25 protein-coding genes are annotated in these 26268 nt (G+C 72.7%); 22 read left to right on the top strand and 3 right to left on the bottom strand.

The features are described 5' to 3' along the window. Nucleotides 1-194 precede the first annotated feature (194 nt). From JE024_RS05180 to JE024_RS05115, 14 genes are all read left to right on the top strand, one after another. Nucleotides 195-1181, top strand: a complete 987-nt coding sequence (locus JE024_RS05180) for an ABC transporter ATP-binding protein (RefSeq protein WP_205372445.1) — start codon at nt 195-197, stop codon at nt 1179-1181. Further along, a complete protein-coding gene (locus tag JE024_RS05175; protein ID WP_205372444.1) occupies nt 1178-2032 on the top strand; it encodes an MlaE family ABC transporter permease in 855 nt (284 codons plus the stop codon). The genes JE024_RS05180 and JE024_RS05175 overlap by 4 nt, the downstream gene beginning before the upstream one ends. A gap of 3 nt (nt 2033-2035) precedes the next feature. Then, complete coding sequence (locus JE024_RS05170; RefSeq protein WP_205372443.1) at nt 2036-2839, top strand: MlaE family ABC transporter permease; 804 nt, start codon at nt 2036-2038, stop codon at nt 2837-2839. After that, entirely contained in the window at nt 2836-4074 is a 1239-nt protein-coding gene (locus JE024_RS05165) for an MCE family protein (protein WP_205372442.1), read from the top strand. Before JE024_RS05170 ends, JE024_RS05165 begins: the two co-directional genes overlap by 4 nt. Then, the gene (locus JE024_RS05160) at nt 4071-5102 is read left to right on the top strand and encodes an MCE family protein (RefSeq protein ID WP_205372441.1); all 1032 of its coding nucleotides are present in this window, start codon (nt 4071-4073) and stop codon (nt 5100-5102) included. Before JE024_RS05165 ends, JE024_RS05160 begins: the two co-directional genes overlap by 4 nt. Further along, nucleotides 5099-6151, top strand: a complete 1053-nt coding sequence (locus JE024_RS05155) for an MCE family protein (protein WP_205372440.1) — start codon at nt 5099-5101, stop codon at nt 6149-6151. Before JE024_RS05160 ends, JE024_RS05155 begins: the two co-directional genes overlap by 4 nt. After that, entirely contained in the window at nt 6148-7257 is a 1110-nt protein-coding gene (locus JE024_RS05150) for an MCE family protein (protein ID WP_205372439.1), read from the top strand. The genes JE024_RS05155 and JE024_RS05150 overlap by 4 nt, the downstream gene beginning before the upstream one ends. Before the next feature lie 77 nt (nt 7258-7334). Further along, on the top strand, nt 7335-8414 hold the full coding sequence (locus tag JE024_RS05145) for an MCE family protein (RefSeq protein WP_244883127.1): 1080 nt from the start codon (nt 7335-7337) through the stop codon (nt 8412-8414). Beyond that, complete coding sequence (locus JE024_RS05140; protein WP_205372438.1) at nt 8414-9691, top strand: MCE family protein; 1278 nt, start codon at nt 8414-8416, stop codon at nt 9689-9691. Before JE024_RS05145 ends, JE024_RS05140 begins: the two co-directional genes overlap by 1 nt. Further along, complete coding sequence (locus tag JE024_RS05135) at nt 9688-10173, top strand: hypothetical protein (protein WP_205372437.1); 486 nt, start codon at nt 9688-9690, stop codon at nt 10171-10173. The genes JE024_RS05140 and JE024_RS05135 overlap by 4 nt, the downstream gene beginning before the upstream one ends. A 21-nt stretch (nt 10174-10194) precedes the next feature. After that, complete coding sequence (locus JE024_RS05130) at nt 10195-11085, top strand: hypothetical protein (protein WP_372449769.1); 891 nt, start codon at nt 10195-10197, stop codon at nt 11083-11085. 23 nt (nt 11086-11108) lie between these two features. Further along, on the top strand, nt 11109-11636 hold the full coding sequence (locus JE024_RS05125) for an Rv1363c family protein (RefSeq protein WP_205372436.1): 528 nt from the start codon (nt 11109-11111) through the stop codon (nt 11634-11636). 40 nt (nt 11637-11676) lie between these two features. Further along, the gene (locus JE024_RS05120) at nt 11677-12525 is read left to right on the top strand and encodes a nuclear transport factor 2 family protein (protein ID WP_205372435.1); all 849 of its coding nucleotides are present in this window, start codon (nt 11677-11679) and stop codon (nt 12523-12525) included. Beyond that, entirely contained in the window at nt 12522-13757 is a 1236-nt protein-coding gene (locus JE024_RS05115) for a lytic transglycosylase domain-containing protein (protein ID WP_205372434.1), read from the top strand. The genes JE024_RS05120 and JE024_RS05115 overlap by 4 nt, the downstream gene beginning before the upstream one ends. Here the strand turns inward: JE024_RS05115 and JE024_RS05110 are convergent. Continuing rightward, nucleotides 13731-14810: an ATP-dependent DNA ligase gene (locus tag JE024_RS05110; protein WP_205372433.1), complete on the bottom strand. Its 1080-nt coding sequence runs from the start codon at nt 14808-14810 to the stop codon at nt 13731-13733. The two genes, JE024_RS05115 and JE024_RS05110, sit on opposite strands and share 27 nt — an antisense overlap. Nucleotides 14811-14862: 52 nt before the next feature. Here JE024_RS05110 and ligD point away from each other — a divergent pair, with 52 nt between their 5' ends. Next, nucleotides 14863-15870, top strand: a complete 1008-nt coding sequence (gene ligD / locus JE024_RS05105; RefSeq protein WP_205372432.1) for a non-homologous end-joining DNA ligase — start codon at nt 14863-14865, stop codon at nt 15868-15870. Between the two features lie 75 nt (nt 15871-15945). Here ligD and JE024_RS05100 read toward each other — a convergent pair whose 3' ends face one another. Both JE024_RS05100 and JE024_RS05095 read right to left on the bottom strand, forming a co-directional pair. Beyond that, entirely contained in the window at nt 15946-18099 is a 2154-nt protein-coding gene (locus tag JE024_RS05100) for an OmpL47-type beta-barrel domain-containing protein (RefSeq protein WP_205376380.1), read from the bottom strand. A 53-nt stretch (nt 18100-18152) separates the two neighbouring features. Further along, a complete protein-coding gene (locus tag JE024_RS05095) occupies nt 18153-20642 on the bottom strand; it encodes a ThuA domain-containing protein (protein ID WP_205372431.1) in 2490 nt (829 codons plus the stop codon). 195 nt (nt 20643-20837) lie between these two features. On the opposite strand from JE024_RS05095, the gene JE024_RS05090 reads away from it, so the two are divergent. The 7 genes from JE024_RS05090 to JE024_RS05060 all read left to right on the top strand — a co-directional run bounded on the left by JE024_RS05090 (nt 20838) and on the right by JE024_RS05060 (nt 26131). Then, nucleotides 20838-21881: a multicopper oxidase domain-containing protein gene (locus tag JE024_RS05090; RefSeq protein ID WP_205372430.1), complete on the top strand. Its 1044-nt coding sequence runs from the start codon at nt 20838-20840 to the stop codon at nt 21879-21881. A 230-nt stretch (nt 21882-22111) separates the two neighbouring features. Continuing rightward, entirely contained in the window at nt 22112-22570 is a 459-nt protein-coding gene (locus JE024_RS05085; RefSeq protein WP_205372429.1) for an SRPBCC family protein, read from the top strand. A 298-nt stretch (nt 22571-22868) separates the two neighbouring features. Beyond that, nucleotides 22869-23861 (top strand): GlxA family transcriptional regulator, encoded by a 993-nt coding sequence (locus JE024_RS05080; RefSeq protein WP_205372428.1) that lies wholly within the window; start codon nt 22869-22871, stop codon nt 23859-23861. A 204-nt stretch (nt 23862-24065) separates the two neighbouring features. After that, nucleotides 24066-24689 (top strand): isochorismatase family protein, encoded by a 624-nt coding sequence (locus tag JE024_RS05075; protein WP_205376379.1) that lies wholly within the window; start codon nt 24066-24068, stop codon nt 24687-24689. A gap of 89 nt (nt 24690-24778) precedes the next feature. After that, complete coding sequence (locus JE024_RS05070) at nt 24779-25276, top strand: hypothetical protein (protein ID WP_205372427.1); 498 nt, start codon at nt 24779-24781, stop codon at nt 25274-25276. A 37-nt stretch (nt 25277-25313) separates the two neighbouring features. Then, the gene (locus JE024_RS05065; protein ID WP_205372426.1) at nt 25314-25694 is read left to right on the top strand and encodes a hypothetical protein; all 381 of its coding nucleotides are present in this window, start codon (nt 25314-25316) and stop codon (nt 25692-25694) included. Between the two features lie 179 nt (nt 25695-25873). Then, complete coding sequence (locus tag JE024_RS05060; RefSeq protein WP_205372425.1) at nt 25874-26131, top strand: WhiB family transcriptional regulator; 258 nt, start codon at nt 25874-25876, stop codon at nt 26129-26131. Nucleotides 26132-26268 lie beyond the last annotated feature (137 nt).

The following is a 26268-nucleotide window of genomic DNA, read 5'->3' as shown; positions in this document are numbered from 1 at the left end:
CGCACCGGAGGACAAGGTTTACGCGGCATGTTGTCACCGGATGACAAACCATTCGGTTCGGCCTGAAAGCGCTGGTCACAGCCATTGCCCAGGCCCCGCACGCGAACGTAGCGTGCGGGCGCCCGGTGCACTTCCGCCCCATTCGGCACGTGTGCTGCCACACGTGTGCGCAAATTCCTGGACTGGGAGGTGAGATGGGAATCGAGGTAGTCGTCGAAGGGCTCACGAAGTCCTTCGGCAAACAGAACATCTGGCAGGACGTCACGCTCACCCTTCCGGCAGGAGAGGTCAGCGTGATGCTCGGCCCCTCGGGCACCGGGAAGACGGTGTTCCTGAAATCGCTCATCGGATTGCTGAAGCCCGAACACGGCCGCGTTCTCATCAACGGCGTGGACATGGTGAACGGCTCCGAGAAGGACATCTACGAGACCCGGAAGCTGTTCGGCCTGATGTTCCAGGACGGCGCCCTGTTCGGGTCGATGAACCTCTTCGACAATGTCGCCTTCCCGCTGCGCGAGCACACCCGCAAAAAGGAATCCGAGATCCGGCGCATCGTCATGGAGCGCATGGACATGGTCGGACTCGTCGGCGCCGAGGGGAAACTCCCCGGTGAGATATCCGGCGGAATGCGCAAGCGCGCCGGGCTCGCCCGCGCCCTCGTCCTCGACCCGCAGATCGTCCTCTGCGACGAACCGGACTCCGGGCTCGACCCCGTCCGCACCGCCTACCTCTCCCAGCTCCTCATCGATCTGAACGCCCAGATCGACGCGACCATGCTGATCGTCACCCACAACCTGGACATCGCCGCCACCGTCCCGGACAACATGGGCATGCTCTTCCTGCGCAACCTGGTCACCTTCGGCCCCCGCGAGGTGCTGCTGACCAGCGAGGAGCCGGTCATCGCCCAGTTCCTCGGCGGACGCCGCGAAGGACCCATCGGCATGTCCGAGGAGAAGGACGCCGCCACCCTGGCCATGGAGCGCACCGACGGCCGCGGGCTGCGCCCCGAGGGCCCCCGCACCGTGGTGCCCCAGCTGGAGCCCTCGCCCGGCATGCCGGTCCGCCAGGGCGCGCTGCGCCGCCGTGAACGCGTCCTCGGCATGCTGGGCCAGCTCCCCGGGCCCGCCCGCGCGGCCATCGAGCGGAGCTACAGCCCGGCGGCCGGCGGAGTGCGCCCATGACCGCCCCGCCGCCCGTGCGGCCCACACCGCCGCCGGCCCACACCCCGCCCGCGAAGACCGCCCCGCCGCCGCCCAGACCCCCGTCGCGGGTGCTCGCACCGCTGCGCGAGACCGGCCGGCTGTTCGCACTCGCCGCCACCGTCGTGCGTGCCGTCTTCCGGCGGCCCTTCCAGTTCCGGGAGTTCGTCGAGCAGTTCTGGTTCGTCGCCAGCGTGACGATCCTGCCGGCCGCCCTGGTCTCCATCCCGTTCGGCGCGGTCATCGCCCTCCAGGTCGGCTCGCTCACCCAGCAGCTCGGCGCCCAGTCGTTCACCGGCGGCGCGAGCGTCCTCGCCGTCATCCAGCAGGCCAGCCCGCTCATCGTGGCCCTGCTGATCGCCGGCGCCGGCGGCTCCGCGATCTGCGCCGACCTCGGCTCCCGCAAGATCCGCGAGGAACTCGACGCCATGGAGGTCATGGGCGTCTCGCCGATCCAGCGCCTGGTGGTCCCGCGGGTCCTCGCCACCATGCTGGTGGCCGTCCTGCTGAACGGCATGGTGTCCGTCGTCGGCACCCTCGGCGGCTACTTCTTCAACGTGATCATGCAGGGCGGCACCCCCGGCGCCTACCTCGCCAGCTTCTCCGCCCTCGCCCAGCTCCCCGACCTCTGGATCAGCGAGATCAAGGCGCTGATCTTCGGCTTCATCGCCGGTGTGGTCGCCGCCTACCGCGGCCTCAACCCGCGCGGCGGGCCGAAGGGCGTCGGCGACGCGGTCAACCAGTCCGTCGTCATCACCTTCATGCTGCTGTTCTTCGTGAACATGGTCCTCACGGCGATCTACCTCCAGGTCGTCCCCCCGAAGGGGGGCTGAGCGATGCCGATGCTCGGCTGGCTGGACCGCTCCGGCGACCAGCTCACCTTCTACCTGCGCGCCCTGTTCTGGATCCCCCGCACCCTGCGCCGCTACCTCAAGGAGGTCCAGCGGCTGCTCGCCGAGGTCGCCTTCGGCAGCGGCGGGCTCGGCGTCATCGGCGGCACCATCGGCGTGATGGTCGCCATGACCCTGTTCACCGGCACCGTGGTCGGCCTCCAGGGGTACGCGGCCCTCAACCAGATCGGCACCTCCGCCTTCACCGGCTTCGTCTCCGCCTACTTCAACACCCGTGAGATCGCGCCGCTCGTCGCCGGTCTCGCGCTCTCCGCCACCGTCGGCGCGGGCTTCACCGCCCAGCTCGGCGCCATGCGGATCAACGAGGAAGTCGACGCCCTCGAAGCGATGGGCGTCCGCTCGATGCCGTACCTGGTGACCACCCGGATCATCGCCGGCGTCGTCGCCATCATCCCGCTCTACGCCATCGGACTGCTCAGCTCCTACGTGGCCTCCCGCTGGATCACCGTGCTGTTCAACGGCCAGTCGGCGGGAACGTACGACCACTACTTCAATCTCTTCCTCTCCCCGGACGACGTCGTGCTGTCCGTCCTCAAGGTGCTGATCTTCAGCGTGATGGTGATCCTCGCCCACTGCTACTACGGCTTCCGCGCCTCCGGCGGCCCGGCGGGCGTCGGCGTCGCCGTCGGCCGCTCGGTGCGCAACGCCATCGTGCTGATCAGCGTCACCGACTTCTTCCTCTCCCTCGCCATCTGGGGAGCGACCACGACGGTGAAGGTGGCCGGATGAACACCCAGAAGATCCGACGCCGCCTCGCGGGCGTGGTGTTCCTCCTGCTGCCCGTGCTGCTGGTGTGGCTGTCCGTCGCCGTGTACGGCAAGCAGTTCAGCGACGACGCCACCGTCACCGTGCTCACCGGGGCCGTCGGCAACGAGATGCACAAGGGCGCCGAGGTGAAGCTGCGCGGAGTCGTCGTCGGCGAGGTCCGCGACATCGCCGCCGACGGGCGGGGCGCCCGGCTCACCCTCGCCGTCAAGCCCGGCGAACTCGACCGCGTCCCCGCCGACGTGACGGCGCAGATGCTGCCGACCACCCTGTTCGGAGCCCGGTTCGTGGCCCTGGTGCCGCCCGCGCACAGCACCACCGCGGACACCCTGAAGGCCGGCGACACCATCACCCAGGACCGCACCGGCAACGCCATCGAACTGGAGCAGGTCCTCGACAACGTGCTCCCGCTGCTCACCGCGGTGAAGCCGGAGAAGCTCTCCGCCACCCTCACCGCCGTCGCCCAGGCCCTCCAGGGCCGCGGGGACCAGCTCGGCAGCACCCTGGAGACCCTCGAAGGGCACCTGGAACGGCTCAACCCCCATCTGCCGGTCCTCAACCGGGACATCACCCAGCTCGTCGAGGTCAGCCACCTCTACGCGGACACCGCGCCCGGCATCCTCGACGCCCTGACCGACTTCACCGTCACCAGCAGCACCGTCGCCGACCAGCAGGCCGAACTCGCCACGCTGTACGGCTCCACCACCAAGACCGCGCAGGACCTCACCTCGTTCCTCCGCAAGAACGAGAACAACCTGATCCGCCTCGCGGCAGCGAGCCGCGACACCCTCGAACTGCTCGCCGAGTACTCCCCGTCCTTCCCGTGCACCCTGCGCACCCTCGCCGGGTTCGTGCCGGCCATGGACAAGGCCCTCGGCAAGGGCACCGACCAGCCCGGACTCCATGTGACCGTGACCTCCGTGCCGTCCCTCGGCAAGTACGTACCGGGCCGGGACACGCCCGTGTACGACGCGACCGGCGGCCCCCACTGCTACACCGTGCCCTACACCGGCCGGCCCGCGCCCGCCGCGGCCGACGCCGCCTCGGAAAGCCTCGGCCTGCCGAACTCCCCGCAGGAGAACCAGCTCGTCAACGAACTCCTCGCACCCGGCCTCGGCACCGCGCCCGCCGAGCTGCCCGACTGGAGCAGCGTGCTCACCGGGCCCGTCCTGCGGGGCACGGAGGTGACGCTGAAATGAACCGCCGCAGCCTCACCGGACCGATCGTCAAATCGGTCGCCTTCATCCTCGTGACCGTGCTCGCCACCACCGTGCTGGCCCTCGGCATCGCCAACACCGGCGTCGGGGACACCATCAGCTACAAGGCGCGCTTCACCGACGCCACCGGCCTGATCGAGGGCGACAGCGTCCGCATCGCCGGCGTGAAGGTCGGCCAGGTGGAATCGGTCGAGGTCGCCGACCGCCGGGTCGCCGAGGTCACCTTCGCGGTGCGCAAGGGCCGGGTCCTGCCCGTCACCGTCACCGCCTCCATCAAGTACCTCAACATGGTCGGCCAGCGCTACATCGACCTCGACCAGGGCGCCGGGCCGATCGGCAGCGTCTTCCCCGCGGGCGACACCATCCCGCTGGAGCGCACCAGCCCGGCGCTCGACCTCACCCAGCTCTTCAACGGCTTCCAGCCGCTCTTCGAGGGACTCGCCCCCGACGAGGTCAACGACCTCGCCGGCTCCATCGTGCAGGTGCTCCAGGGCGAGGGCGGCACCGTCGACAGCCTCATCCGGCACGTCGGCTCGCTCACCACCACCGTCGCCGCCAAGGACAAGGTCATCGGCCAGGTCATCCAGAACCTCAACACCGTCCTGAAGACGGTGAACGACCGCGAGGACGGCTTCGACGACCTCGTGGTCACCCTGCAGAAACTGGTCACCGGCTTCTCCGGCGACCGCAAACCGCTCGGGGAGGCCGTCGTCGCCATGGGCGACCTGACCACCGTCACCGCCGACCTGCTGAAGGACGGCCGCGCCCCGCTCAAGGAGGACATCGCCGAACTGGGCCGCCTGTCGCGCGAACTCGACAAGGGCAGCGGGCAGATCGAGAACTTCCTGGCGAAGACGCCCGCCAAGATGCAGGCCGTCACCCGCCTCGCGTCCTACGGCTCCTGGCTCAACCTCTACCTCTGCGAGGCGAAGGTCTCCGGCGTCGCCACCTCCGACGGCAGCCCGCCGCCCACCGGGATCGCGATCACCGAGCCGAGGTGCCTGGCATGAGAGCACTCCCGCGCATCAAGCCCGTGAGGGACCGCAACCCGGTCGCCGTCGCCGTCGTCGGCCTGCTCGTCATGGCCCTGCTCGGCTTCGGCGCCTACCGCGCCGACTCGCTGCCGTTCACCGGTGACTCCACCTCCTACACGGCCGAGTTCACCGAGGCCGCCGGGCTCGACGAGGGCGACGAGGTCCGCATCGCCGGCGTCAAGGTCGGCCGGGTCACCGGCATCGCCCTGGACGGCGGCAAGGTCGTCGTCCGGTTCGAGGTCGAGGACGCCTGGATCGGCGACTCCAGCACCGCCGCCATCGCCATCAAGACGCTCCTCGGCGAGAAGTACCTGGCCGTCGACCCGCTCGGCGGCGGCCGCCAGGACCCCGGCGAGCGGATCCCCGCCTCCCGCACCACCTCGCCCTACGACGTCACCCAGGCGTTCAACGGGCTCGGCGAGACCATCGGGAAGATCGACACGGCCAAGCTCGCCGAGAGCTTCGACGCCATCTCGACCACCTTCGAGAACTCGCCGCCCAACGTGAAGAACGCGGCCACCGGGCTCTCCGCCCTCTCCCGCACCGTCTCCGAACGCGACGCCCAGCTCGCCTCACTGCTGCGCGAGAGCAAGAAGCTCACCAAGACCCTCGACGGCAAGAAGAGCAGCTTCGAGACCCTGCTGGAGGACGGCAACCTCCTCCTCGGCGAGATCCAGGCCCGCCGCGACGCCATCCACGCGCTGCTGACCGGCACCCGGAGCCTGAGCACCGAACTCAGCGGCGTCGTCGACGACAACGACAAGCAGCTGAAGCCGACGCTCGACGCACTCGGCAAGGTCACCGCCGTGCTGCTGAAGAACCGCAAGAGCCTCGACGCCACGCTGAAGCTCGCCGGCCCCTACTACCGCCTCGTCGGCAACACCCTCGGCAACGGCCGCTGGTTCGACACCTACGTCTGCGGCCTCGTGCCCAGGAACTACCTGCCCGCCGGCACACCGCCCGAGACCGGGTGCATGCCGCCCAAGCCGCAGCAGCGGACCGAGCCGTCAGGCGGTGGATCGTGAACATCAGACGCATCGTCGGCATCGGCGCCGGGCTCGCCGTCGTCGCCGTCGCCGGGACCTCGGGGGTGATGGCCTTCGACGCCTCCGGATCCACCCGGATCACCGCCTACTTCGAACGCGCCACCGGCGTCTACGAGGGCTCCGACCTGAGGGTCCTCGGCGTCAAGGTGGGCACCGTGGACACCGTCACCCCGGCCGGCGAGCAGGTGCGGGTCACCCTCCTGCTCGACGAGGGCGTCAAGGTCCCGCACGACGCCCACGCCGTCGTCGTCGCCCCCAGCGTGGTGGCCGACCGCTACATCCAGCTCGCCCCCGCGTACACCGGCGGCGACACCATCGAGGACGGCGCGGTGCTGCCCGCCGCACGCAACGCCATGCCGCTGGAGGTCGACCAGCTCTACGAGTCGATCACCGAACTGTCCACCGCGCTCGGCCCGGAGGGCGCCAACGCCGACGGGGCGCTCGCCCGGCTCATCGGCACCGGCGCCGCGAACCTCGACGGCAACGGCAAGGCCATCGGCGACTCCATCGAGCAGTTCGGCAAGGCCGCCAGGACCCTCGACGGCAGCAGCGGGGACCTCTTCGACACCCTCGCCCACCTCCAGTCCTTCACCACCATGCTGAAGAAGAACGACGGCAACGTCGCCAAGGCCGAGCAGCAGCTCGCCTCCGTCACCGGCTTCCTCGCCGACGACAAGGAGAACCTCGGCGCCGCCCTCAAGGAACTGGGCACCGCCCTGAAGAAGGTCAAGGCCTTCATCCAGAAGAACCGGGGAGCGCTCAAGGAGAACGTCGACGCCCTCGTCCCGCTCACCCAGACCCTGGTCGACCAGCGCGCCTCGCTCGCCGAGGCCCTCGACACCGCCCCGCTCGCCGCGGGCAACGCGCTGAACGCCTACGACCCCGTCCACCGCACCCTCAACGGCCGCGCCGACATCAACGAACTCAGCTTCGGCCCCGAGATCGTGATCCCCGCGGAGACGACGGGCCTCACCGGCCTGGTGCCGGTGGACGCCGACCGCCGCAAGGCACTGCCCGGTCTGCCGCTGCCCCCGGTGGGCACCGTCTACGGCACCCCCGGCGAGAAGGCGGGAGACGCCCGGTGACCACGACACCCACACCGCCCCCGGCGCCCGCGGCCGGCCCCCCGTCCCGGCGGCGCCCCCGCAGACCCGCGCTCGCCCTGCTGCTCGCCCTCGGCGTCACCGCGGGCGCGGCGGGCTGCTCGGCGCCCCAGATGTCCGGCATCGACCAACTGCCCCTGCCCGGCGGCGCGGACCTCGGGGACGACCCCTACGAGATCACCGCGGAGTTCGCCGACGTCCTCAGCCTCGTCCCGCAGTCCGCGGTCAAGGTCAACGACGTCGCCGTCGGCCGGGTCACCGGCATCAGCCTCGACCAGGAGGACTGGTCGGCCACGGTCACCATGCGCATCAACGGCAAGGTGCGCCTGCCCGCCAACGCCTTCGCCCACCTCGAACAGTCCAGCCTGCTGGGCGAGAAGTACATCCAGCTCAGCCCGCCCCCCAAGGACGCCGCCGGGACCCTCGCCGCCGGCGCGGCCATCCCGATGAACCGCACCAACCGCAACCCCGAGGTCGAAGAGGTCTTCGGCGCCCTGTCCCTGCTCCTCAACGGCGGCGGCGTCGCCCAGATCAAGACCATCGCCACCGAGCTCAACAAGGCCATCGGCGGACGCGAGCCCCGGATCCGCTCCCTGCTCACCCGCCTCGACGAACTGGTCACCAGCCTCGACAACAACAAGGCCGACATCACCAAGGCCCTCGACGGGGTCAACCGGCTCGCCACCACGCTCGCCACCCGAAAGCAGGACGTCGGCACGGTCCTCACCGACCTCAGCCCCGGCCTCAAGGTGCTGGAGAAGCAGCGCGGTTCGCTGCTCACCATGCTCCGCTCGCTCGACACCCTCTCCGGCGTCGCCGTCCGCACCGTCAACGCCTCGAAGGCCGACACCATCGCCGACCTCAAGGCCCTCGCGCCCACCCTCAAGGCCCTCGCCGACTCCGGTCAGAACCTGCCCGACTCGCTCCAGGTGATGCTCACCTACCCGTTCACCGACGAGGTGCTGCGCGGCATCAAGGGCGACTACCTCAACGTGTACCTCGACACCACCGCCGTCCCGGGCACCACGATCATCCCCGAGTTCGTACCGGACGACGACGAACCCGCCGCGGCCGCCCGGGGCAGGGCGCCGCTCCCGCTGCCTTCCGTCACGGGCACCACCGGGGAAGGGAGCCGCTGATGCTCACCCTCGCCACCCGCCTCAAGAACCTCGCGTTCCTCGTCATCGCCGTGCTCGTGCTCGGCTTCCTCGGCGTCCGCTACGCCGACCTCGGGCACCTGGTCGGCATGCGCGACCACTACACGGTGCGCGTCCAGCTCCCCGCCACCGGCGGCCTCTTCACCCACTCCAACGTCACCTACCGGGGCGTCTCCGTCGGCCGGGTGGGACCCATCCACCTCACCGACGACGGCGTCGAGGCGGAACTGCGCATCAAGGACTCCGCGCCCCGCATCCCGGCCGACCTGGAAGCCGTCGTCGCCTCCCTGTCCGCCGTCGGCGAGCAGTACATCGACCTGCGCCCGGCCCGCGAGGCCGGCCCCTACCTCGCCGACGGCGCCGTCATCGACCGCGACCGCACCCGCATCCCCGCCCCCGTCACCGACGTCCTCACCGGCATCGACGACCTCGCCTCCTCCGTGGACCTGGAGGCGCTGCGGACCGTGGTCGACGAATTCGGCACCGCACTCGGCGGCCGCGGCGACGACCTCCAGGTCCTCCTCGACCACGGCAACGAGTTCGTCCTCGCCGCCGACCGGGCGCTGCCCGTCACCACCCGGCTGATGGCCGACGGCGAGACGGTGCTGCGCACCCAGGCCGAGCAGGGACAGGCGCTCCGCGGCTTCGCCGACGGCGCCTCCGAACTCGCCGCGCAGCTCAAGGACTCCGACACCGACCTGCGCAAGGTCATCGCCACCGCCCCCGACGCCGCCGGCCAGATCAGCGGGCTGCTGCGCGACCTCGACCCGTCCTTCGGCGTCGTCGTCGCCAATCTGCTGACCACCTCGGAGGTCGCCGTCACCCGCCAGCGCGGAATCGAGGAACTCCTGGTGACCCTGCCCGCGGTCGCCGCCGCCGGCGCCACCGCGGTCACCGGCGAAGGAGCCAACTTCGGGATGTCCGTCACCTTCTTCGAGCCGCTGCCGTGCACCGACGGCTACGGGCGGACCGAGTACCGCAACGGCCTCGACACCACACCGGCCGGGGCGACCGACACCAGGACCCGCTGCACCGCCGCGCCCTCCACCGGCATCGGCGTCCGCGGCAGCGCCAACGCCCCCGACGGCGGGGGAGTGCCCGACCCGGCGCGCCCCGGCACGCTCCCCGCCCCGGCCCGGTCCGCCGGGCCCGCAGGCGAGGCGCCCGTCAGCACCCTGCCCGGCGCCCTCGGACTGCCCGGTCTGCCGGCCGCGCCCACCGGCATCGGCGGGCTCCTCGGCCTGGAGGGCGCCCGATGACCGGCCGCACCGCACTCGCCGCCCGGACCGCCCTGGTCCTCGCCGTCCTGTTCTGCGCCTTCGCCGGCTGGTCGTACAGCCAGACCCGGGCCGACGACTCGCTCTCCTTCGCCGAGGCACGCGACGACGCTCTCGCCGACGGGAAGCGGCGGGTCGCCGAGCTCACCAGCTTCGACGCCGGGTCGCCCGACGCCTCCCGCACGACCTGGCTGGACGCCGCGACCGGCCCGCTGCGCGAGGACCTGGCCCGCTCCCGCGGTGCCACCGACACCACGGCCCGCGCACGGGTCACCGAGGCGGCCCTGACGGCGCTCGACGACCGGACCGGCACGGCGGAGCTCATCGCCACCGTGGAGGTCGTGACCACACCGCCCGGCGCCGAGCCGCACACCGAACGCAAGCGCCTCGACGCGACCCTCGCCCGGACCGCGGACGGCTGGAAGATCCGCTCCCTCGCGGCGGTCCCGGTCGGAGGGGCGTAGATGGGGAACGAGGAGGGGACCTTGCGCACGCGCGACGACGCGCCGGACACCGCCGAGCCCGACGGGGCGGCCGCGGCCGCCCGCCCGGGCGCGCAGGCCGGCGCCGGCGGCGGCACGGCCTCGCGGTCCGCCGCGGAGCAGCCCGCTCCGGCCGGGGCGGGTCCCGGCACCGGCGGCGACACGGCCCGGCAGGCCGCCCCTGCCGCGGACGGCTCCGAGGGCTCCGAAGCCCCGGCCGAAGCCGGCGCCGTGGTCGGCACCGAACCCGAAGCGGGTCCCGGCACCGGGGCCGGCCCGGATGACTCCGGCACCGGACCGGCCGCCGACGCCGACGCCGATCCCGGACCGGCCCCCGGTGACGGTGACGATGACGGCCCGGACGGCCGGTCCCCCGGGAGCACCGCACCGCCCCGGCGGAGGTGGCGGCTGTACGCGGTGCTCGCCACGGTGGTGGCGCTGCTCGCCGCCGGCGCCGTGCTCCTGTTCCAGGAGCGCCAGTTGCGCGGCACCCCGGCCGCGGCGAACCGGGCGCTCACCGATGCCGACACCACGGCCGGGGTCACCGGGGACGTCAGCAACGCGCTGACGGAGATCTTCTCCTACACGCCCACCGACACCGCCCGGACCCGTGCCGCGGCCGGTGAACTGCTCGCGGGACGGGCCGCCCGCCAGTACACCGGGCTGTTCGCCCAGGTGGAGAAGGAGGCGGCCCGGCAGAAGGTCACGCTCACCACCCATGTGGTGCGCGCCGGGGTCACCCGGCTCAGCGGTGACAGCGCCCGGCTGCTGGTCTTCCTGGACCAGGTGTCCGAGCGGCCCGGCAAGGAGCCCGCGACCGCCCCCGCCCAGCTCTCCGTCACCGCCGAACTCCACGACGGCCGCTGGCGCATCACCGACATCGCCTCCCGGTAGCGAACACAAGGAGACACAGCCCCATGGCACGGACCCCGAGAAACCCGCTGCTGGCCGCGGCCCTTGCCCTCACGGTCGTGGCGGCGGCCTGCGCCGTGTGGGCCGGCCGGGCCTGGTACACGGCCGCCCACGACGACGCGGCGGCGTTCGCCCAGACCCGCGACCGGGTGCTCGCCGCGGGCACCCAGGCCGTGCAGAACATGAACACCCTGGACCACCGGGACCTGCGCCGCGGACTCGACACCTGGGAGGACTCGGCCACCGGCGATCTGCGCACCCAACTCGTCGACGGACGGGCCGCGTTCGAGAAGCAGATCCAGGAGGCACGCACGGTCACCACCGCCAAGGTGCTCTCCGGGGCCGTCACCGAACTGGACGAACGGGCCGGACGGGCGAGCGTGCTCGTCGCCGTGCGCGTCACCGTGACCGCGCCGAAGGGCGAGCCCGCACGCAAGGAGAGCCGGATGCTCGGGCAGCTCACCCGCACCGACGACGGCTGGAAGCTCAGCGCCCTGGGCCAGGCGCCCGTCGGCGACACGGCGGACCGGTAGAGCGGCAGCCCGGCCCCACGCACCGAGAGGACACCCCGACATGTCGACGACCCGGCACCTCGTCAACCGCCGGCGCAGGCTCGCGACGACCGCGGCCCGCACGGCCACCGCACCGGCCGGCGAGCCCACCGCCGAGCGCCCCGGCACGGACCGGCCCGGCCACGAGGCCGAGCTCCCGCCACCGGGGACCGAGCCCGGCGACGGCCCGGAGCCCGACGGCACCGCGCCCGCCGCCGCCGAGGACACCGGGACCGGCGAGCGGACCGCCGACGCCACGGACACGACCGACGCCACGGACACCGCCGACGCCACGGACACCCCGTCGGGCAAGGGCTCCCCGTCCGCCCGGACGCGCCGGCTGCCGGTGATCCTGTGTCTGCTGACCGTGCTGCTGGGCGGTTTCGCCGCCTACGCCGCCACCCAGGCGTCCTCGCTGCGCGACGACCCCGCCACCCGCAACACCGCCCTCACCGACATCGCCCGCACCAGCGAGGTCAAGGGCGCGGCCACCCAGGCCGTCGAAGCCGTCTTCAGCTACGACTTCGCCGACCCGGAGGCACTCGACCGGGCGGTGCGCACCCATCTCACCGGTGAGGCGGTGCGCCAGCACACCACGATGCTCGCGGCCGTCCGCGACCAGGGGCCGAAGCAGAAACTGCTGCTCACCACCACCGTCACCGAGAGCGGCGTGGAGCGCATCGACGGCGACCGCGCCCGGGTCCTCGTCTACGCGGACCAGAGCAACACCCGCACCGCGCCCGCGAAGAGCGGCGACAAGGCCGCCGAGGACGAGCGGACGTACGCGGCGGCGATGCTCGCCGTCGACCTGGTCCGCACGGACGGCACCTGGCGGATCGCGAACCTCGACACCCTGGGGGCGGGCTCATGAGGCGCGGCGGCATCCGGATGCGCAGGGGGCTGGCGGGGACCGCGGCCGCCGTGGCGGCCATGGCGGCGCTCACCGCCTCGCAGGCGCCCTCGGTCACGGGCGGCCTCCCCGGGCCGGAGGCCGGCCTCGCCGCCGGGGAGGCCGGGGCGGCGCCCGCGCCGCAGAACGACGACTCGTACCACACCGAACTGCCGCCGCTGCGCGGCTCGGACGGCACCCCCCAGGCCGGGCCCGCCCCCACCGCCGGCCCCGTCGCCGCCGTCCACGCCCAGTCCGGCATCCCGGCGACCGTGCTCGCCGCCTACCGGTCGGCCGCGGCCGCGGTCGGCCGCACCGATCCGGGCTGCCGGCTGCCGTGGGAACTGCTCGCCGCCATCGGCAAGGTGGAGTCCGGACAGGCGCGCGGCGGCCGGGTCGACGCGGCCGGGACCACCCTCTCGCCGATCCTGGGGCCGGTCCTCGACGGCAACGGGTTCGCCGCCATCCGCGACACCGACGGCGGCCGGTACGACGGCGACAGCCGCTGGGACCGCGCGGTGGGGCCGATGCAGTTCATCCCGTCCACCTGGGCGCGCTGGGGCCAGGACGCCAACGGCGACGGCCTGCGGGACCCGAACAACATCCACGACGCCGCGCTCGCCGCGGGCCGCTACCTGTGCGCGGGCGACCGGGACCTGTCCGCCGCCGGCGACCTCGACCGCGCCGTGCTCAGCTACAACCGCTCCGAGGAGTACCTGCGCACCGTGCTGGCCTGGCTCGCGTTCTACCGCCAGGGCGTGCACCCCGTGACGGACGGCACCGGCGTGCTGCCGGTCAGCCCGGGCGCGGGGGGCGACACCCCGGCGCGGGAGCCCGTCGGCGGCGGCGAGGACGACGGCGAGATCATCATCGGCCCGACGCCCGGAGGCCCGAGGCCGGTGCCCGGCACCCGCCCGTCGCCGTCGCCCGGCGGCGGCACCTCGCCGCTGCCGCGCCCGACGATCGTCCCGGTGCCGAGCACCGGCCCCTCCGGATCGCCCGACCCGAGCCCGAGCCCCGGCCCCGGGGAGAGCCCCGGCCCGGGCGAGAGCCCCGGCCCGAGCCCGTCGCCGTCCCCGAGCCCCTGCCCGTCGCCGTCGCCGGACCCCTCGCCGTCGGAGTCCGGCGCCGGGGAGGCCGGCGGGGCGGAGGCCGCCGACGAGGACCCGGGCGGCGAGCCGCCCTGTTCACCGTCCGGCGCCACCGGAGGCTGACAGCACCTCGTCCAGGTCGTACCGCACCGGCTCCTCGAGCTGCGCGTAGGTGCAGCTCGCGGGGTCGCGGTCCGGCCGCCACCTGCGGAACTGCGCGGTGTGCCGGAAGCGGTCGCCCTCCATGTGGTCGTACGCCACCTCCACGACCCGCTCGGGACGCAGGGCCACCCACGACAGGTCCTTCTTGCCCGACCAGCGGCTCGGCGCCCCCGGCAGCCGGGCGCCCTCGTGGGCCTCCTCCTGGGCCCACCGCGCCCAGGGATGCCCGGACAGGTCCGTCATCCGCAGCGGCTCCAGCTCCGCGACCAGCTCCTCGCGGCGCTTCATGGGGAAGGCGGCGCACACCCCGACGTGCTGGAGCGCGCCGTCGGCGTCGTGCAGTCCGAGCAGCAGCGACCCCAGCACGGGGCCGCTCTTGTGGTAGCGGAAGCCGGCCACCACGACGTCCGCGGTCCGCTCGTGCTTGATCTTGTACATCAGCCGGGCGTCCGGCCGGTACGGCAGGTCGAGCGGCTTGGCCACCACCCCGTCCAGCCCGGCGCCCTCGTAGATCTCGAACCACTCCCGCGCCAGTGCGGGGTCGGTGGTCGCGGGCGCCAGGTGCACCGGCGGCCGGGCCCCGGCCAGCGCCTCCTCCAGCAGCCGGCGCCGCTCGCTCAGCGGCGTGTCCAGCAGCGCCTCGTCGCCGAGGGCCAGCAGGTCGAAGGCGACGAACGAGGCGGGGGTGCGCTCGGCGAGCATCCGCACCCGGGAGTCCGCCGGGTGGATGCGCTCGGTGAGCCGGTCGAAGTCGAGCCGTCCCCCGTGCGCGATCACGATCTCCCCGTCGACGACGCACCGGTCCGGCAGCCGGTCCGTGAGCACCTCGGCGAGCTCGGGGAAGTACCTGGTCAGCGGCTTCCCGGTGCGGGAGCCGAGGACGATCTCGTCGCCGTCGCGGTGCACGATCGCGCGGAAGCCGTCCCACTTGGCCTCGTACTGCATCCCGGGCGGGATCGTCTTCACGGACTTGGCGAGCATCGGCTTGACGGGTGGCATCACGGGCAGATCCATGGGCCGATTGTCCGGTATGCACCGCCGGGTGGCACGGCCTACGCTGACGGGCATGGCCCAAGCCGTGGAACTCGAAGTGGGGGAGCGGACCGTCCGCGTGTCCAATCCCGACAAGATCTATTTCCCCGAGCCCGGTTACACCAAGCTGGACATGGTCCGCTACTACCTCGCCGTCGGCCCCGGTGTCACCCGGGCCCTGCGGGGGCGGCCGACCACCCTGGAGCGCTACCCCGACGGGGTGACCGGCGAGTCGTTCTTCCAGAAGCGGGTGCCGAAGTACCTGCCGGACTGGATCCCCACGGCCCACATCACCTTCCCCTCCGGGCGCTCCGCCGACGAGATGTGCCCCACCGAACCCGCCGCCGTCGTCTGGGCGGCCAACCTCGGCGCCGTCACCTTCCACCCCTGGCCGGTGCGCCGGGAGGACACCGACCACCCGGACGAACTGCGCATCGACCTCGACCCGCAGCCCGGCACCGACTACGCCGACGCCGTGCGCGCCGCCCACGAACTGCGCGCCGTCCTCGACGAGGCGGGCCTGCGCGGCTGGCCCAAGACCTCCGGCGGCCGGGGACTGCACGTCTTCGTCCCCATCCGGCCGGAGTGGACCTTCACCCAGGTCCGCCGCGCCGCCATCGCCGTCGGCCGCGAACTGGAACGCCGGATGCCGGACCGGGTCACCATCAAGTGGTGGAAGGAGGAGCGCGGCGAGCGGATCTTCGTCGACTACAACCAGACCGCGCGCGACCGCACCATCGCCTCCGCCTACTCGGTGCGGCCCCGCCCCCACGCCCCCGTCTCCGCCCCGCTGCGCTGGGACGAGATCGACGAGGCGCGCCCGGAGGACTTCGACATCCGCACCATGCCGGAGCGCTACGCCGAACTCGGCGACGTCCACGCGGACATGGACGACGAGCGCTTCGGCCTGGAGACCCTGCTGGAGCTCGCCCGCAAGGACGAGGCGGACCACGGGCTCGGCGACCTGCCCTATCCGCCCGAGTACCCGAAGATGCCGGGCGAGCCGAAGCGGGTGCAGCCCAGCCGCGCCAGGAAGTCCTGACGCACGGCGCACGGCGGCCCCCCTCCCCGCCGGGAGGGGGGCCGCCGCCCTGTCACGCCGTCTTCCCGGAGCTTCCTAGAGCTCCTTCACACGGATGTTGCGGTACGAGATCACATCGGTGGTGCCGTGCACCTGGAGCCCGATGTAGCCGGATGCGTACCGCCGGCCGTCGGTGCCCGGGTCGTCCGACCGCGGCGGCTGGAAGACCTGCCCGCCGGTGTTGTCGAACTCGTTGATCAGCTTGCCGTTGCGGAAGACCGAGTAGTGCTGGCCCTCCACCCGGATCTCGTAGTCGTTCCAGGTGCCCTTGGGCGTCACCCCGGCGCCGGCCAGGCCGACCCGGTCGAAGCCGTAGACGGACCCGGTCTTGTACATGTCGCCGTCGGGCCGGTCGAGGACCTGGATCTCATGCCCGTACTTGATGGCGACCCACTCGGGCCGCGACTCCTCCGGATTGTCGTGGACGTACGGGAAGCGGACGAAGACACCGCCGTTGGCGTTGCCGGTGCCCGGCGCGTCGTCCCGCCACTGGAGCTTGAGCGAGAAGTCGCCGTAGCTCCGCTGCGGGAACCACAGCATGCCCATGCCCGGCACGGTGGTGCTGCTGGTCATGGCGCCGTCGGCGGTGAGGCCGAACTTGCCGCCGCCCACGTGCTGCCACTGGGAGAAGGTCGACTGGGTGCCGTCGAACAGATCGCGGTACCCCTCCGTCTGGCCCGGCTTGCCGATGCCCGACTGCTTGGCGGCCCGGTAGATCTTGCGGTGCTCGCGGGCGTCGATCACCCCGTCGGTGAGCAGCCGGTCGACGACGGTGTCGACGTGCTTGAGGAACAGCGCGTGCGACGACCAGTCCTTCTCGTCCTCGATGAGCTCGTTGATCGTGCAGCGGCTGCTGGTCATCCGGTTGGGGACGCCCGTGTCGACGCTGCCGACGATCACCGTGAGCCGCTCGTCGAACTCCGGGCAGTTGGGCGCGGGCACCCCGCCGCCCTCCGCCACGGAGAAGGAGACGCTCTTCGCCTCGGCGGTGTTGCCCGCCTTGTCCGTCGCCCGGTACCGCACCGTGTGGTGGCCGACGCGGTCGACGATCACCGGTGTGGTGTAGGCGAGGTACGGGCCGCTGTCGAGCGAGTACTCGATCTTCTCGACGCCCGACTCGGTGTCGGCGGCCGACAGGGTCACCGTGGCGCTGGTGATGTACGCGCCGTCCGAGTTGCGGGTGCCGGCGACGGACGCCGCCGTCACCGGGGCCGTGGTGTCCGGGTCCGGCGGGGTCACCACCGTGAAGGCGACCGACTTCTCCGCGGCCGCGTTGCCCGCCTTGTCCGTCGCCTTGTAGCGGACGGTGTGGGCGCCCGCCTCGTGGACCATCACCGGTGCGGTGTACGGCTGCCAGGCGCCGTCACCGACCGCGTACTCGATGGTGTTGACGCCCGAACCGGTGTCGGACGCGGTCACGGTCACCGTGGCCATGTCCAGGTAGTTGCCCTCCGCGTCCTTCTCGCCGGACACGGTCGCCGAGGTCTCGGGCGCCGTGGTGTCGTCGGTCGGCGGCGCGGCCACCGTGAACTCGGCGGACTTCTCGGCCGCCGTGTTGCCGGCCTTGTCGGTCGCCCGGTAGCGCAGGACGTGCGCGCCGACCTGGTCGACGACGACCGGTGCGGTGTACGGCTGCCAGGGGCCGTCGGCGCCCAGCGCGTACTCCACCTTCTCGACGCCCGACCCCTCGTCGTTCGCGCCGATCGCCACCGTGGCCTGGCCGATGTACGCGCCGTCGGCGTTCCGGTCGCCCGTCACCTGCGCGGACGTCTCGGGCGCGGTGGTGTCGTCGCCCCCGCCGTCCTCGGTCACCGTGAGGATCCCCTGCATCTGGCCGTGACCGGGGATCGTGCACTTGAACAGGTACCGGCCCGGGGTCAGCGTCACCTCGACGGAGTGCTTGCCGCCGCTCGCGTCGCTCGGGTTGGCGAGGATGTTCAGCGGGACGTCGTTGTTGTACTCCGGGTCGGAGACGTCGAACGTCAGGGTGTGCGGCATGCCGGTGGTGTTGCCGGTGGCCGTGCTGTTCTCGAAGACGATCGTCGTCGCCCCCGCCACCGCGGTGGTGGGGAAGGTCAGGTACCGGTCGATCGGGTCACCGGCCGTCCAGGTGAGCACCTGGGCGGCGCCGGCGCGCCGTTCGTCGTCCGTCTTGCCCCAGGCCGTGGCCGAGGTCAGCCCGACGACCATCGCCACCGCGGCGAGCAGCGCGGTCCACAGGCTCGCGCCTCTTCGTCTCAGGGTCACTGTGCCGCCTTCCTCGCGAGCTGGTCCGCGGCCGGCGTGGGCCCGCCGCCCTTGTACGTCACGCGCCACAGCGCGGAGTCCTTGTCGGAGGTGAAGAAGCCGCGTCCGTAGTCCAGGACGTAGAGCGAGCCGTCCGGCGCGAACTTCCAGTCCATCAGGTTGCGGATGCCGCCCTGGCCGACCGGGACGATCTTCTTGAGCGACTCGGCGTGCACCGGAAGGCCGCCCTGACCGACCGTCCTCGGGTCGGTGAGCACCGCGTGGCGCGGCTGGTCGCCGTCGTAGAAGTCACCGACGAACCACTTGCCGTCCCAGTACGCCGGCCACTTCACGTCGGACGCGCTCGCGGCGTCGTAGCGGTAGACGGGGCCGTTCATGGTCGCCTGCCCGCCGCCCTTGAGCCACGGCAGCAGCAGCTTCTGCTCCTCCTGCTTGTAGCTCGGCACGCCGTTCGCGTCCCGCGGGTAGTCCACGCCGCCGCCCTGCGGCGAGTACCAGATGGTGTTGGAGGTGACCGGCGGCAGGTTGACCAGCCCGTCGTTGTTGGGCGACTCGTTCTTCGGCGCGTCGCAGTCGTACCAGCCCAGCGGCTTGGACGGGTCGGGCAGGTTGCGGTCCCGGTAGGGCTGCTTGTTGCCCATGCAGTACGGCCAGCCGTGGTTGCCCGCCTTGGTGATGGCGGCGAAGGTGTCGTACTTGGCCGGGCCCCAGGTCGTCGACGGCGAGCCCGCGTCGGGGCCGACCCAGCCGGCGTAGAGGATGTCCGTCTTCTTGTCGACGAAGATCCGCGCCGGGTTGCGGACGCCCATCACATAGATCTCGCCCCGCGTCTTGCCGCCGCCCTCGGCGGTCTCCTCGCCCGTGAAGAGGTTCCCGGCGGGGAGCGTGTAGCTTCCGTCGTCCTCGGGGTGGATCCGCAGGATCTTGCCGTTGAGGTTGTTGGTGTTGCCCGCGGTGCGGCGGGCGTCGGAGAAGGAGACTCCCTTGAAGTTCGGCTCCGGGTTGTTGCCGGAGTAACCGCTGCTGAAGCCGGAGGAGTTGGTGTCACCGGTGGCGATGTAGAGGTTGCCGTCGGAGTCCCAGGCCATGCCGCCGCCCGCGTGGCAGCAGCTGTGGATCTGCACCGGCCAGGTCAGCAGCACCTTCTCGCTCGCCAGGTCCAGCTTGTCGGTGGCGAGGTCGAGGGTGAAGCGGGAGACCCGCCGCTCGCCCATGTGGGTCTCACGGTCGATCCGCGAGTGCGGCGTCCAGTGCAGGTACACCCAGCCGTTGGTCATGAAGTCCGGGTCCAGCTCGATGCCGAGCAGGCCCTCCTCGTTCTTGACCAGCTCGTCGCCGCCGCCCTTGTTGCCGAAGACGGTCAGCGCGCCGGCCTTGGTGACCTTCTTGTCGGCCGGGTCGTAGACGTGGATCTCGCCGTTGCCCTTGCCGATGTCCGGGTTGTTCCAGTCCGTGACCACCGGCACGCTGGAGTCCGCGCCGCCGCGCCCGATGTAGAGCACCCGCCCGTCGGGGGCGGTGACCAGGCCGTGGGGTTCGCCGATCTGGTCGTTCTGACCGGGCTGGTTGGCCTTGGTCACGCGCTCGGCGGTGTAGTTGGCGTCGATGGTGGCCTTGCAGTCGGCCCTCGACAGCCGGCTCGTCCAGGCCAGGGCGCCGCGCAGGTGGTCGCGGAAGTCGGCCTCGGCGAAGCTGTCGACCGTGCCGCCCATGCCGGTGTAGAAGGACCGGCCGCCGTCGTAGTCGCGGCACCAGGAGATCGGGTGGTCCCAGCCGTTCGCCTTGTCGGCCGGCTTGTACGAACTCTCCTTCACCCGGGCGACCGTGTGCACCGAACCGGACGGGTTCTTCGCCCAGTTGAACCACTTGTCCGGGCGCTTCCACTCCAGCGGCAGCGCCGAGGTGGCGGGATGGGCGCGGTCACCCACCTCCACCACGGCCCGCTGGGTGCTGCTCGGCGCGCCGGTCGGCCGGGCGCCGATCAGCCCGGTGAACCAGTCCGAGTACGGCTCGGTCCGCGCGGCGTCGTGGATGCCGAGGAACCCGCCGCCCGCCTCCAGGTACGCCTCCAGACCGGCTTCCTGCTCCGGGTCGAGCACGTCGCCGCCGCCGGTCAGGAACACCACGGCGTTGAAGCGGCCGAGGCGCTTGGCGTTGGTGAAGACCGCCGGGTCGTCGGTGGCCTCCGTCCGGAACCGCCCGGCGGTGGGGCCGGTCAGCCCGATGTTCTCGATCGCCGCGATCCCGGCGTCGACGGTCGGCGACTCCTGGGTCGCCGACCCGTGGAAGACGAGTACCCGCACATTGGCCCCGCCCGGTGGGGACGGCAGGGACAACGTTGTCGCCGCGGTCGACGGCTCCTTCGGGTACGGCTCGGCCGACGCGGGGTTGCCGCCGAGCAGCGACACGGTCAGGGCGCCGACGCCGAGTGCGGCGGCGGCGATTCCCGTTCTTGATCTCGACCGGTGATGTGGTGCGCGCTTCATGTGGTCACCCACCCCTCTGAGGTCACAACAACAGCCGTTGAAGCTAGACCTCTTTTCATGGTTCGCCAATAGGTATGACCGCAAGAGAACGAACTTTGTCCTGAGTGTGGATAAACAACTGCTGTCCCGCTACCGTGTGGGCCGTCCCCGGGGGCTCATGCCCCGTCAGCCTCCGTCACCGACTGGAGAGTTCGAATGGACAGACGCAGTTTCAACCGGCGCCTGCTCGCGGGCGGTGCGGTCGCCGCGACGGGCGTGACATCGTTGTCCCTCGCCTCCGCCTCCTCCAGTGCGGCGCCCGCGGCGGCCGCCGCGCCCAGGACCGCCCCCGCCGGCGGCGTGGTCCGCCATCTGCGGCTCTACGCCGAGAAACTGGCCGACGGGCAGATGGGATACGGCCTGGAGAAGGGCAAGGCCACGATCCCCGGCCCGCTGATCGAGCTCAACGAGGGCGACACCCTCCACATCGAGTTCGAGAACCTGATGGACGTGCCCGTCAGCCTCCACCCGCACGGCGTGGACTACGACATCGACAACGACGGCACGAAGATGAGCCGCAGCCATGTCGAGCCGGGCGCCACCCGCACCTACACCTGGCGCACCCACGCCCCCGGCCGCCGCGCCGACGGCACCTGGCGCCCCGGCAGCGCCGGCTACTGGCACTACCACGACCACGTCGTGGGCACGGACCACGGCACGGGCGGCATCCGCAAGGGGCTCTACGGGCCGATGGTGGTGCGCCGCAAGGGCGACATCCTGCCGGACAAGCAGTTCACGATCGTCTTCAACGACATGACGATCAACAACCGTCCGGCCGCCGACCCGCCGAACTTCCTCGCCACGGTGGGCGACCGGGTGGAGATCATCATGATCACGCACGGGGAGTACTACCACACCTTCCACATGCACGGTCATCGCTGGGCCGACAACCGCACGGGCCTGCTGTCGGGCCCCGAGGACGTCAGCCGGGTCGTCGACAACAAGATCACCGGACCCGCCGACTCCTTCGGCTTCCAGGTCATCGCCGGTGAGCACGTCGGCGCGGGCGCGTGGATGTACCACTGCCACGTCCAGAGCCACTCCGACATGGGGATGGCCGGTCTCTTCCTGGTCGCCAAACCGGACGGCACCGTCCCGGGCCACGACGGCGACCACGGCGGGCACGGCGCCGCGCGGCAGGGGCCGGCGTCCCCGAAGGCCGAGGGCGGCGCCGACGCGGGCTCCGCCCACGACCACTGAGGGCACGCCGGTGCGGAGGGCGGGGTACGCCTCCCTCCGCACCGGCCGCTTCCCCCCGGGGGTGCCCCGTCGCCGCGCGGGAAGCCCGCAGGTCCCGTAGGGTCGCGGTGCCGCTGTGCAGGACGGGCGGCACGCCGCGGGCCCGCGACGGCCCCGGGTGTCCGCGAGGCGCCCCGGGAACGGCGCGCGCCGGGCGGGCGTGCCGCGTCGCGACCCACCGGGAGTGCCCCATGTCAGGTCAGTTCGAAGCGACCGTCGAGATCGACCGGCCCGTCGACGACGTGTTCGCCTACCTCGCCGACGGCCGCAACGACCCGGAGTTCAGCCCCCGGGTGCTCAGGATCGAACGGGTCCCCGAGGGTCCCACCGCCGTCGGCACCGTCTTCCGGAGCACCGTCAAGGACGCCGGGATGAAGACCGCCAGGGAGTTCCGGGTCACCGCCCTCGAAGCACCCCGCACGATCCGGTGGGCCGAGGTGTCGAGCAACACCGTGACGGCGCGCGAGGGCGGCTACGACCTGGAGCCGCTGCCCGGCGGCGGCACACGGGTGCGCATCTTCAACGTCCTGGAGGGCCACGGGCTGGGCAAGCTCCTCGTCGGCCTGGCGCTCGCCGCCGCCCGCAAGGACGCGCCCGCCTTCGGCGCCCGGATCAAGGCCGCCGTCGAGACGGCGATCGCCCCCCGCTGACGCGTCGGGCGTGTTGCGAAAGTCCCTCCTGGCCCGCGACGCCTGGCACGCCCTCCCCCAGCTACCGCTGGGAGGTACCCCCATGCCGCGTTGCCGGAGTCATCCGGGTACGCCCGGTACGAGGATGATCCTCCGCCTTGCGATCGCACGGACCAGACGCCGCAGGCCCCGCCCTTCGGGCGGACGGAGCTGCTTTCGCCACACGCCCGGGGCCCGGCGCCGGCCGCCCCCGCCCCGTGTCCGGATGTGACAGGGAATCGTCATTGCGGCCGCGGTGCCCACCGGCCAGGATCGGTGCATGCCCCTTCCCCACCGTGTCGTCATCGCGGTCTTCCCCGGCGTCGACCTCCTCGACGTCACCGGCCCGGCCGAGGTCTTCGCCCTGGCCAACCGGGAGACCGGCGGCCGGGCTGGCTACCGGGTCCGGCTCGCCGGGCCCGTCGCCGGAGAGGTGCGCACCTCCGCGGGCGTGCGGCTGCTGACCGACCTGGCCTTCGGTGACGTCGGCGCGGACGTGGACACGCTGATCGTGCCTGGCGCGGTCGACATGACCGAGGCCGGCCCCCGGGCCCGGGTCGACGAGGACATCGTGGCCTGGGTCCGGGAGACCGCCCCGCACGCCGGGCGCGTCGCCTCGGTGTGCGTCGGCGCGCACGTGCTGGCCGCCGCCGGACTGCTCGACGGCCGGACGGCGACCACCCACTGGTCGACCGCCGCCCAGCTCGCCGCCGACCATCCCGGCGTCACCGTCGACCCGGACCCGATCTTCGTCCGCACCGACCACGGCCGGCTGTGGACCGGGGCCGGCATCAGCGCCTGCCTGGACCTCGCGCTGGCCCTGGTGGCCGAGGACCTCGGCGAGCGGACCGCCCTCGCGCTCGCCAGGCACCTCGTGATGTACCTCAAGCGGCAGGGCGGTCAGAGCCAGTTCTCGGTACCGCTGAGCCGCCCCGCCGCCGACCGCAGGGACATCGACGACCTGCGGCTGTGGATCGCCGACCACCTCCACGAGGACCTGTCCGCCGCGGCGCTCGCCGAGCGGATGTGTCTGAGCGAGCGGCACTTCGCCCGGGTCTTCGCCCAGGAGACGGGCACCAGCCCCGCCGCCTACGTCGAGGCGGCCCGGGTCGAGGTGGCCCGCCGTCTGCTGGAGACCACCGACGGCCCGCTCGGGCAGGTCGCCGAGGCCGCCGGGCTCGGCTCGGTGGAGACCCTCCACCGGGCGTTCCGGCGCCGGCTCGCCACCACGCCCGCCGCCTACCGCCGCCGCTTCCGCACCCGCGCCGGCTGACCCGCCACCGCCGCCGCGCACGGAGCGGCCTCACCCCGCCCGGGTCCGACGCCCCGGCACCGGCCGCCCCTCACCCGGGCCGACGGCCCGCCCGGGGCACCGGCACTCGCCCCGTACGTCCGACCCGGTGTCATGCACACCTCCACCCGCACCCGCACCCACGACCCCTTCGCCCCGCCCACCTCCACGACGAAAGGCACCTCCATGAGTACCGTCACCGCCTCCACGACCCTGCGCGACGTCAGCGGGCAGGACAACCGGCCGCCCCGGCTCGGCGAGTCCGTCCTGGTCATGATCGACTTCCAGAACACCTACCGCACCGGCGTCATGGCGCTGGAGGGGGCCGACGAGGCCCTCGCCGCGGCGGCCCGGCTGCTGGCGCGGGCCCGCGCCGCCGGCACCCCCGTCGTCCATGTCGTCCACGACGCGGGCGAGGGGTCGCCGTACGACATCCGCGCCCACATCGGCGCCGTCTGCGACGCGGTCGCCCCGGCCGACGGCGAACCGGTCGTGGTGAAGAACTTCCCCGACTCCTTCCAGGCCACCGACCTGGAGCGGACGCTGGCGGAGCTCGGCGCCGGACCGGACGGCGGCAGGGACCTCGTGCTGGCCGGCTTCATGACGCACATGTGCGTCGCCTCGACCGCCCAGGGCGCCTTCAACCGCGGCCACCGGCCCACCGTCGTCGCCGACGCCACCGCCACCCGCGCGCTGACCGCTCCGGACGGCACGGTGGTGCCGGCCGCCGTGCTCAAGGCCGCCGCGCTGACCACCGTCACCGACGTCTTCGGCATCGTGGTCCCCACCGAGGCGGCGCTCGGCGACTAGGCCGCGGACCCGCCCGGCACCCGGGCGCCCGGGCGTCTCCCCGGGTGCCCGTGCCGGGCCGGTCGCGGGCACCCGTCATACTGCCCGCTATGGACAACCTTGCCCTCACTCGTGCCCACCGGCTGATCACCGTGCAGCTCGTCGCCTCCGCCGCGGCCCTGGGCATCCTCGCCGGATACCTGCTGGGCGGCCCGTTCGTGGCCGGATTCACGGGCGCCCTCGCCGCCGCGGGGTCCTGGGCGGGGTCGGCGTACGCACGGCGCCGGGCGCTGGCGGCGTTCCGCGAGGAGTGCGCCGCGGCCGCCGACGACGGATACGCGGAGGGCCTGGCCCAGACGGTGCTGATCGGCATAGCCACCTACCAGGCGGCCGTCTTCCCGATCGAGCCCGGCGGCGTCTCCGACGAGGAGGCCGCCGCCCGCCGCAGGGTCGCCTACGGCATCTCCGCCTACGACGGCCTGCCGCACCAGGTCCGCGCGTCGGCCGCCGCCGCCCTGGAGGCCATCGACCACGGCCTGGACCCGGAGCCCGCCCGCCAGGCCCTGCGCGACCTGGCCACCACCGTCTACGAGCAGCGCGGCCGCTGATCCGGTCACTGTCCGACCCCGCCCGTACGCTCGGGCCATGAGCGTCTCCCTCTACTACAGCGCCCGCCGCCGGGCCCCGCTGACCGCCGCCGAGCGCGCCGCCGTCGCCGATGTCGAGGCCGCCCACCGGGCGTCCTTCCCGTACGAGGAGGAGGAGAGCCTCCACCTCTACGCGGACGATGCGGACGACCCCGGCGAGCTGCTCGACGGATCCACCAAGATGCCGATGCACCCGGGCCGCCTGCTGCCGGTCGTCGCCGCCGTCCTCGACTCCGTGACCGCTCTGCGCCGCGCGCTGCCCGACGCCGAGTGGCGGGTCCACCTCGACGATCTCGACGTCGAGTGGGACGAGACCGAGGGGTACTCCCTGCCCGGCATGCGCGACGCCGCCCTCGTCGCCGAACTCGGCGGCCCCTGACGGGCCCGCGCCGGCGAGCCGCCTCCCCAGCCGGCGGGGTGGGCGCGACGCGCCGGGGCCGGCCAACGGTGTGCGCGCGCGGGGGTGGTGGCGGCACACTCGGGAGCGGTGGAGACCTGTGGGGCCTTGTTGACGAGACGTTGATGAGGTGTTTATCGCCGCCCGGCAAGGTGTTCCCCATGCCGATGAACACCATGACCGAACCGGAACTGGCCTGGCAGGAGACGGCGCTCTGCGCCCAGGCGGGTCCGGAGTTCTTCTTTCCCGCCCCGGGCTCGTCGACCCGCGAGGCGAAGCAGCTCTGCGGCGCCTGCGAGGGCCGGGTGGCATGCCTGGAGTACGCGCTCGCCAACGACGAGAGATTCGGCGTCTGGGGCGGCCTGTCCGAGAAGGAGCGGCTCCGGATGCGCCGCGATCAGGCCCGCGGGCGCGGCTGACACCGCACGCACGGGGGCGCGGCCGGGAGGTCGCGGCCATGGATCCCGCGCCGGGGCGCGGCAGGCGTGAGGCGGCCGGACGTCGCGGGGGCGATCCGGCACGGCGCGCCGCCGGCGCGCGGGTGACACAGGGGGAA

Origin of the sequence: Streptomyces zhihengii (assembly GCF_016919245.1) — a bacterium.
Lineage (GTDB): Bacteria > Actinomycetota > Actinomycetes > Streptomycetales > Streptomycetaceae > Streptomyces > Streptomyces zhihengii.
This window is presented reverse-complemented; position numbering and strand designations above follow the sequence as displayed.

Bases quoted from the DNA above. Each gene is read 5' to 3' on its own strand.
- JE024_RS05180 (WP_205372445.1), top strand. From the start codon at position 195: ATGGGAATCGAGGTAGTCGTCGAAGGGCTCACGAAGTCCTTCGGCAAA.
- JE024_RS05175 (WP_205372444.1), top strand. From the start codon at position 1,178: ATGACCGCCCCGCCGCCCGTGCGGCCCACACCGCCGCCGGCCCACACC.
- JE024_RS05170 (WP_205372443.1), top strand. From the start codon at position 2,036: ATGCCGATGCTCGGCTGGCTGGACCGCTCCGGCGACCAGCTCACCTTC.
- JE024_RS05165 (WP_205372442.1), top strand. From the start codon at position 2,836: ATGAACACCCAGAAGATCCGACGCCGCCTCGCGGGCGTGGTGTTCCTC.
- JE024_RS05160 (WP_205372441.1), top strand. From the start codon at position 4,071: ATGAACCGCCGCAGCCTCACCGGACCGATCGTCAAATCGGTCGCCTTC.
- JE024_RS05155 (WP_205372440.1), top strand. From the start codon at position 5,099: ATGAGAGCACTCCCGCGCATCAAGCCCGTGAGGGACCGCAACCCGGTC.
- JE024_RS05140 (WP_205372438.1), top strand. From the start codon at position 8,414: ATGCTCACCCTCGCCACCCGCCTCAAGAACCTCGCGTTCCTCGTCATC.
- JE024_RS05135 (WP_205372437.1), top strand. From the start codon at position 9,688: ATGACCGGCCGCACCGCACTCGCCGCCCGGACCGCCCTGGTCCTCGCC.
- JE024_RS05125 (WP_205372436.1), top strand. From the start codon at position 11,109: ATGGCACGGACCCCGAGAAACCCGCTGCTGGCCGCGGCCCTTGCCCTC.
- JE024_RS05120 (WP_205372435.1), top strand. From the start codon at position 11,677: ATGTCGACGACCCGGCACCTCGTCAACCGCCGGCGCAGGCTCGCGACG.
- JE024_RS05115 (WP_205372434.1), top strand. From the start codon at position 12,522: ATGAGGCGCGGCGGCATCCGGATGCGCAGGGGGCTGGCGGGGACCGCG.
- JE024_RS05110 (WP_205372433.1), bottom strand. From the start codon at position 14,810: ATGGATCTGCCCGTGATGCCACCCGTCAAGCCGATGCTCGCCAAGTCC.
- ligD (WP_205372432.1), top strand. From the start codon at position 14,863: ATGGCCCAAGCCGTGGAACTCGAAGTGGGGGAGCGGACCGTCCGCGTG.
- JE024_RS05100 (WP_205376380.1), bottom strand. From the start codon at position 18,099: ATGGTCGTCGGGCTGACCTCGGCCACGGCCTGGGGCAAGACGGACGAC.
- JE024_RS05095 (WP_205372431.1), bottom strand. From the start codon at position 20,642: ATGAAGCGCGCACCACATCACCGGTCGAGATCAAGAACGGGAATCGCC.
- JE024_RS05090 (WP_205372430.1), top strand. From the start codon at position 20,838: ATGGACAGACGCAGTTTCAACCGGCGCCTGCTCGCGGGCGGTGCGGTC.
- JE024_RS05085 (WP_205372429.1), top strand. From the start codon at position 22,112: ATGTCAGGTCAGTTCGAAGCGACCGTCGAGATCGACCGGCCCGTCGAC.
- JE024_RS05080 (WP_205372428.1), top strand. From the start codon at position 22,869: ATGCCCCTTCCCCACCGTGTCGTCATCGCGGTCTTCCCCGGCGTCGAC.
- JE024_RS05075 (WP_205376379.1), top strand. From the start codon at position 24,066: ATGAGTACCGTCACCGCCTCCACGACCCTGCGCGACGTCAGCGGGCAG.
- JE024_RS05070 (WP_205372427.1), top strand. From the start codon at position 24,779: ATGGACAACCTTGCCCTCACTCGTGCCCACCGGCTGATCACCGTGCAG.
- JE024_RS05065 (WP_205372426.1), top strand. From the start codon at position 25,314: ATGAGCGTCTCCCTCTACTACAGCGCCCGCCGCCGGGCCCCGCTGACC.
- JE024_RS05060 (WP_205372425.1), top strand. From the start codon at position 25,874: ATGCCGATGAACACCATGACCGAACCGGAACTGGCCTGGCAGGAGACG.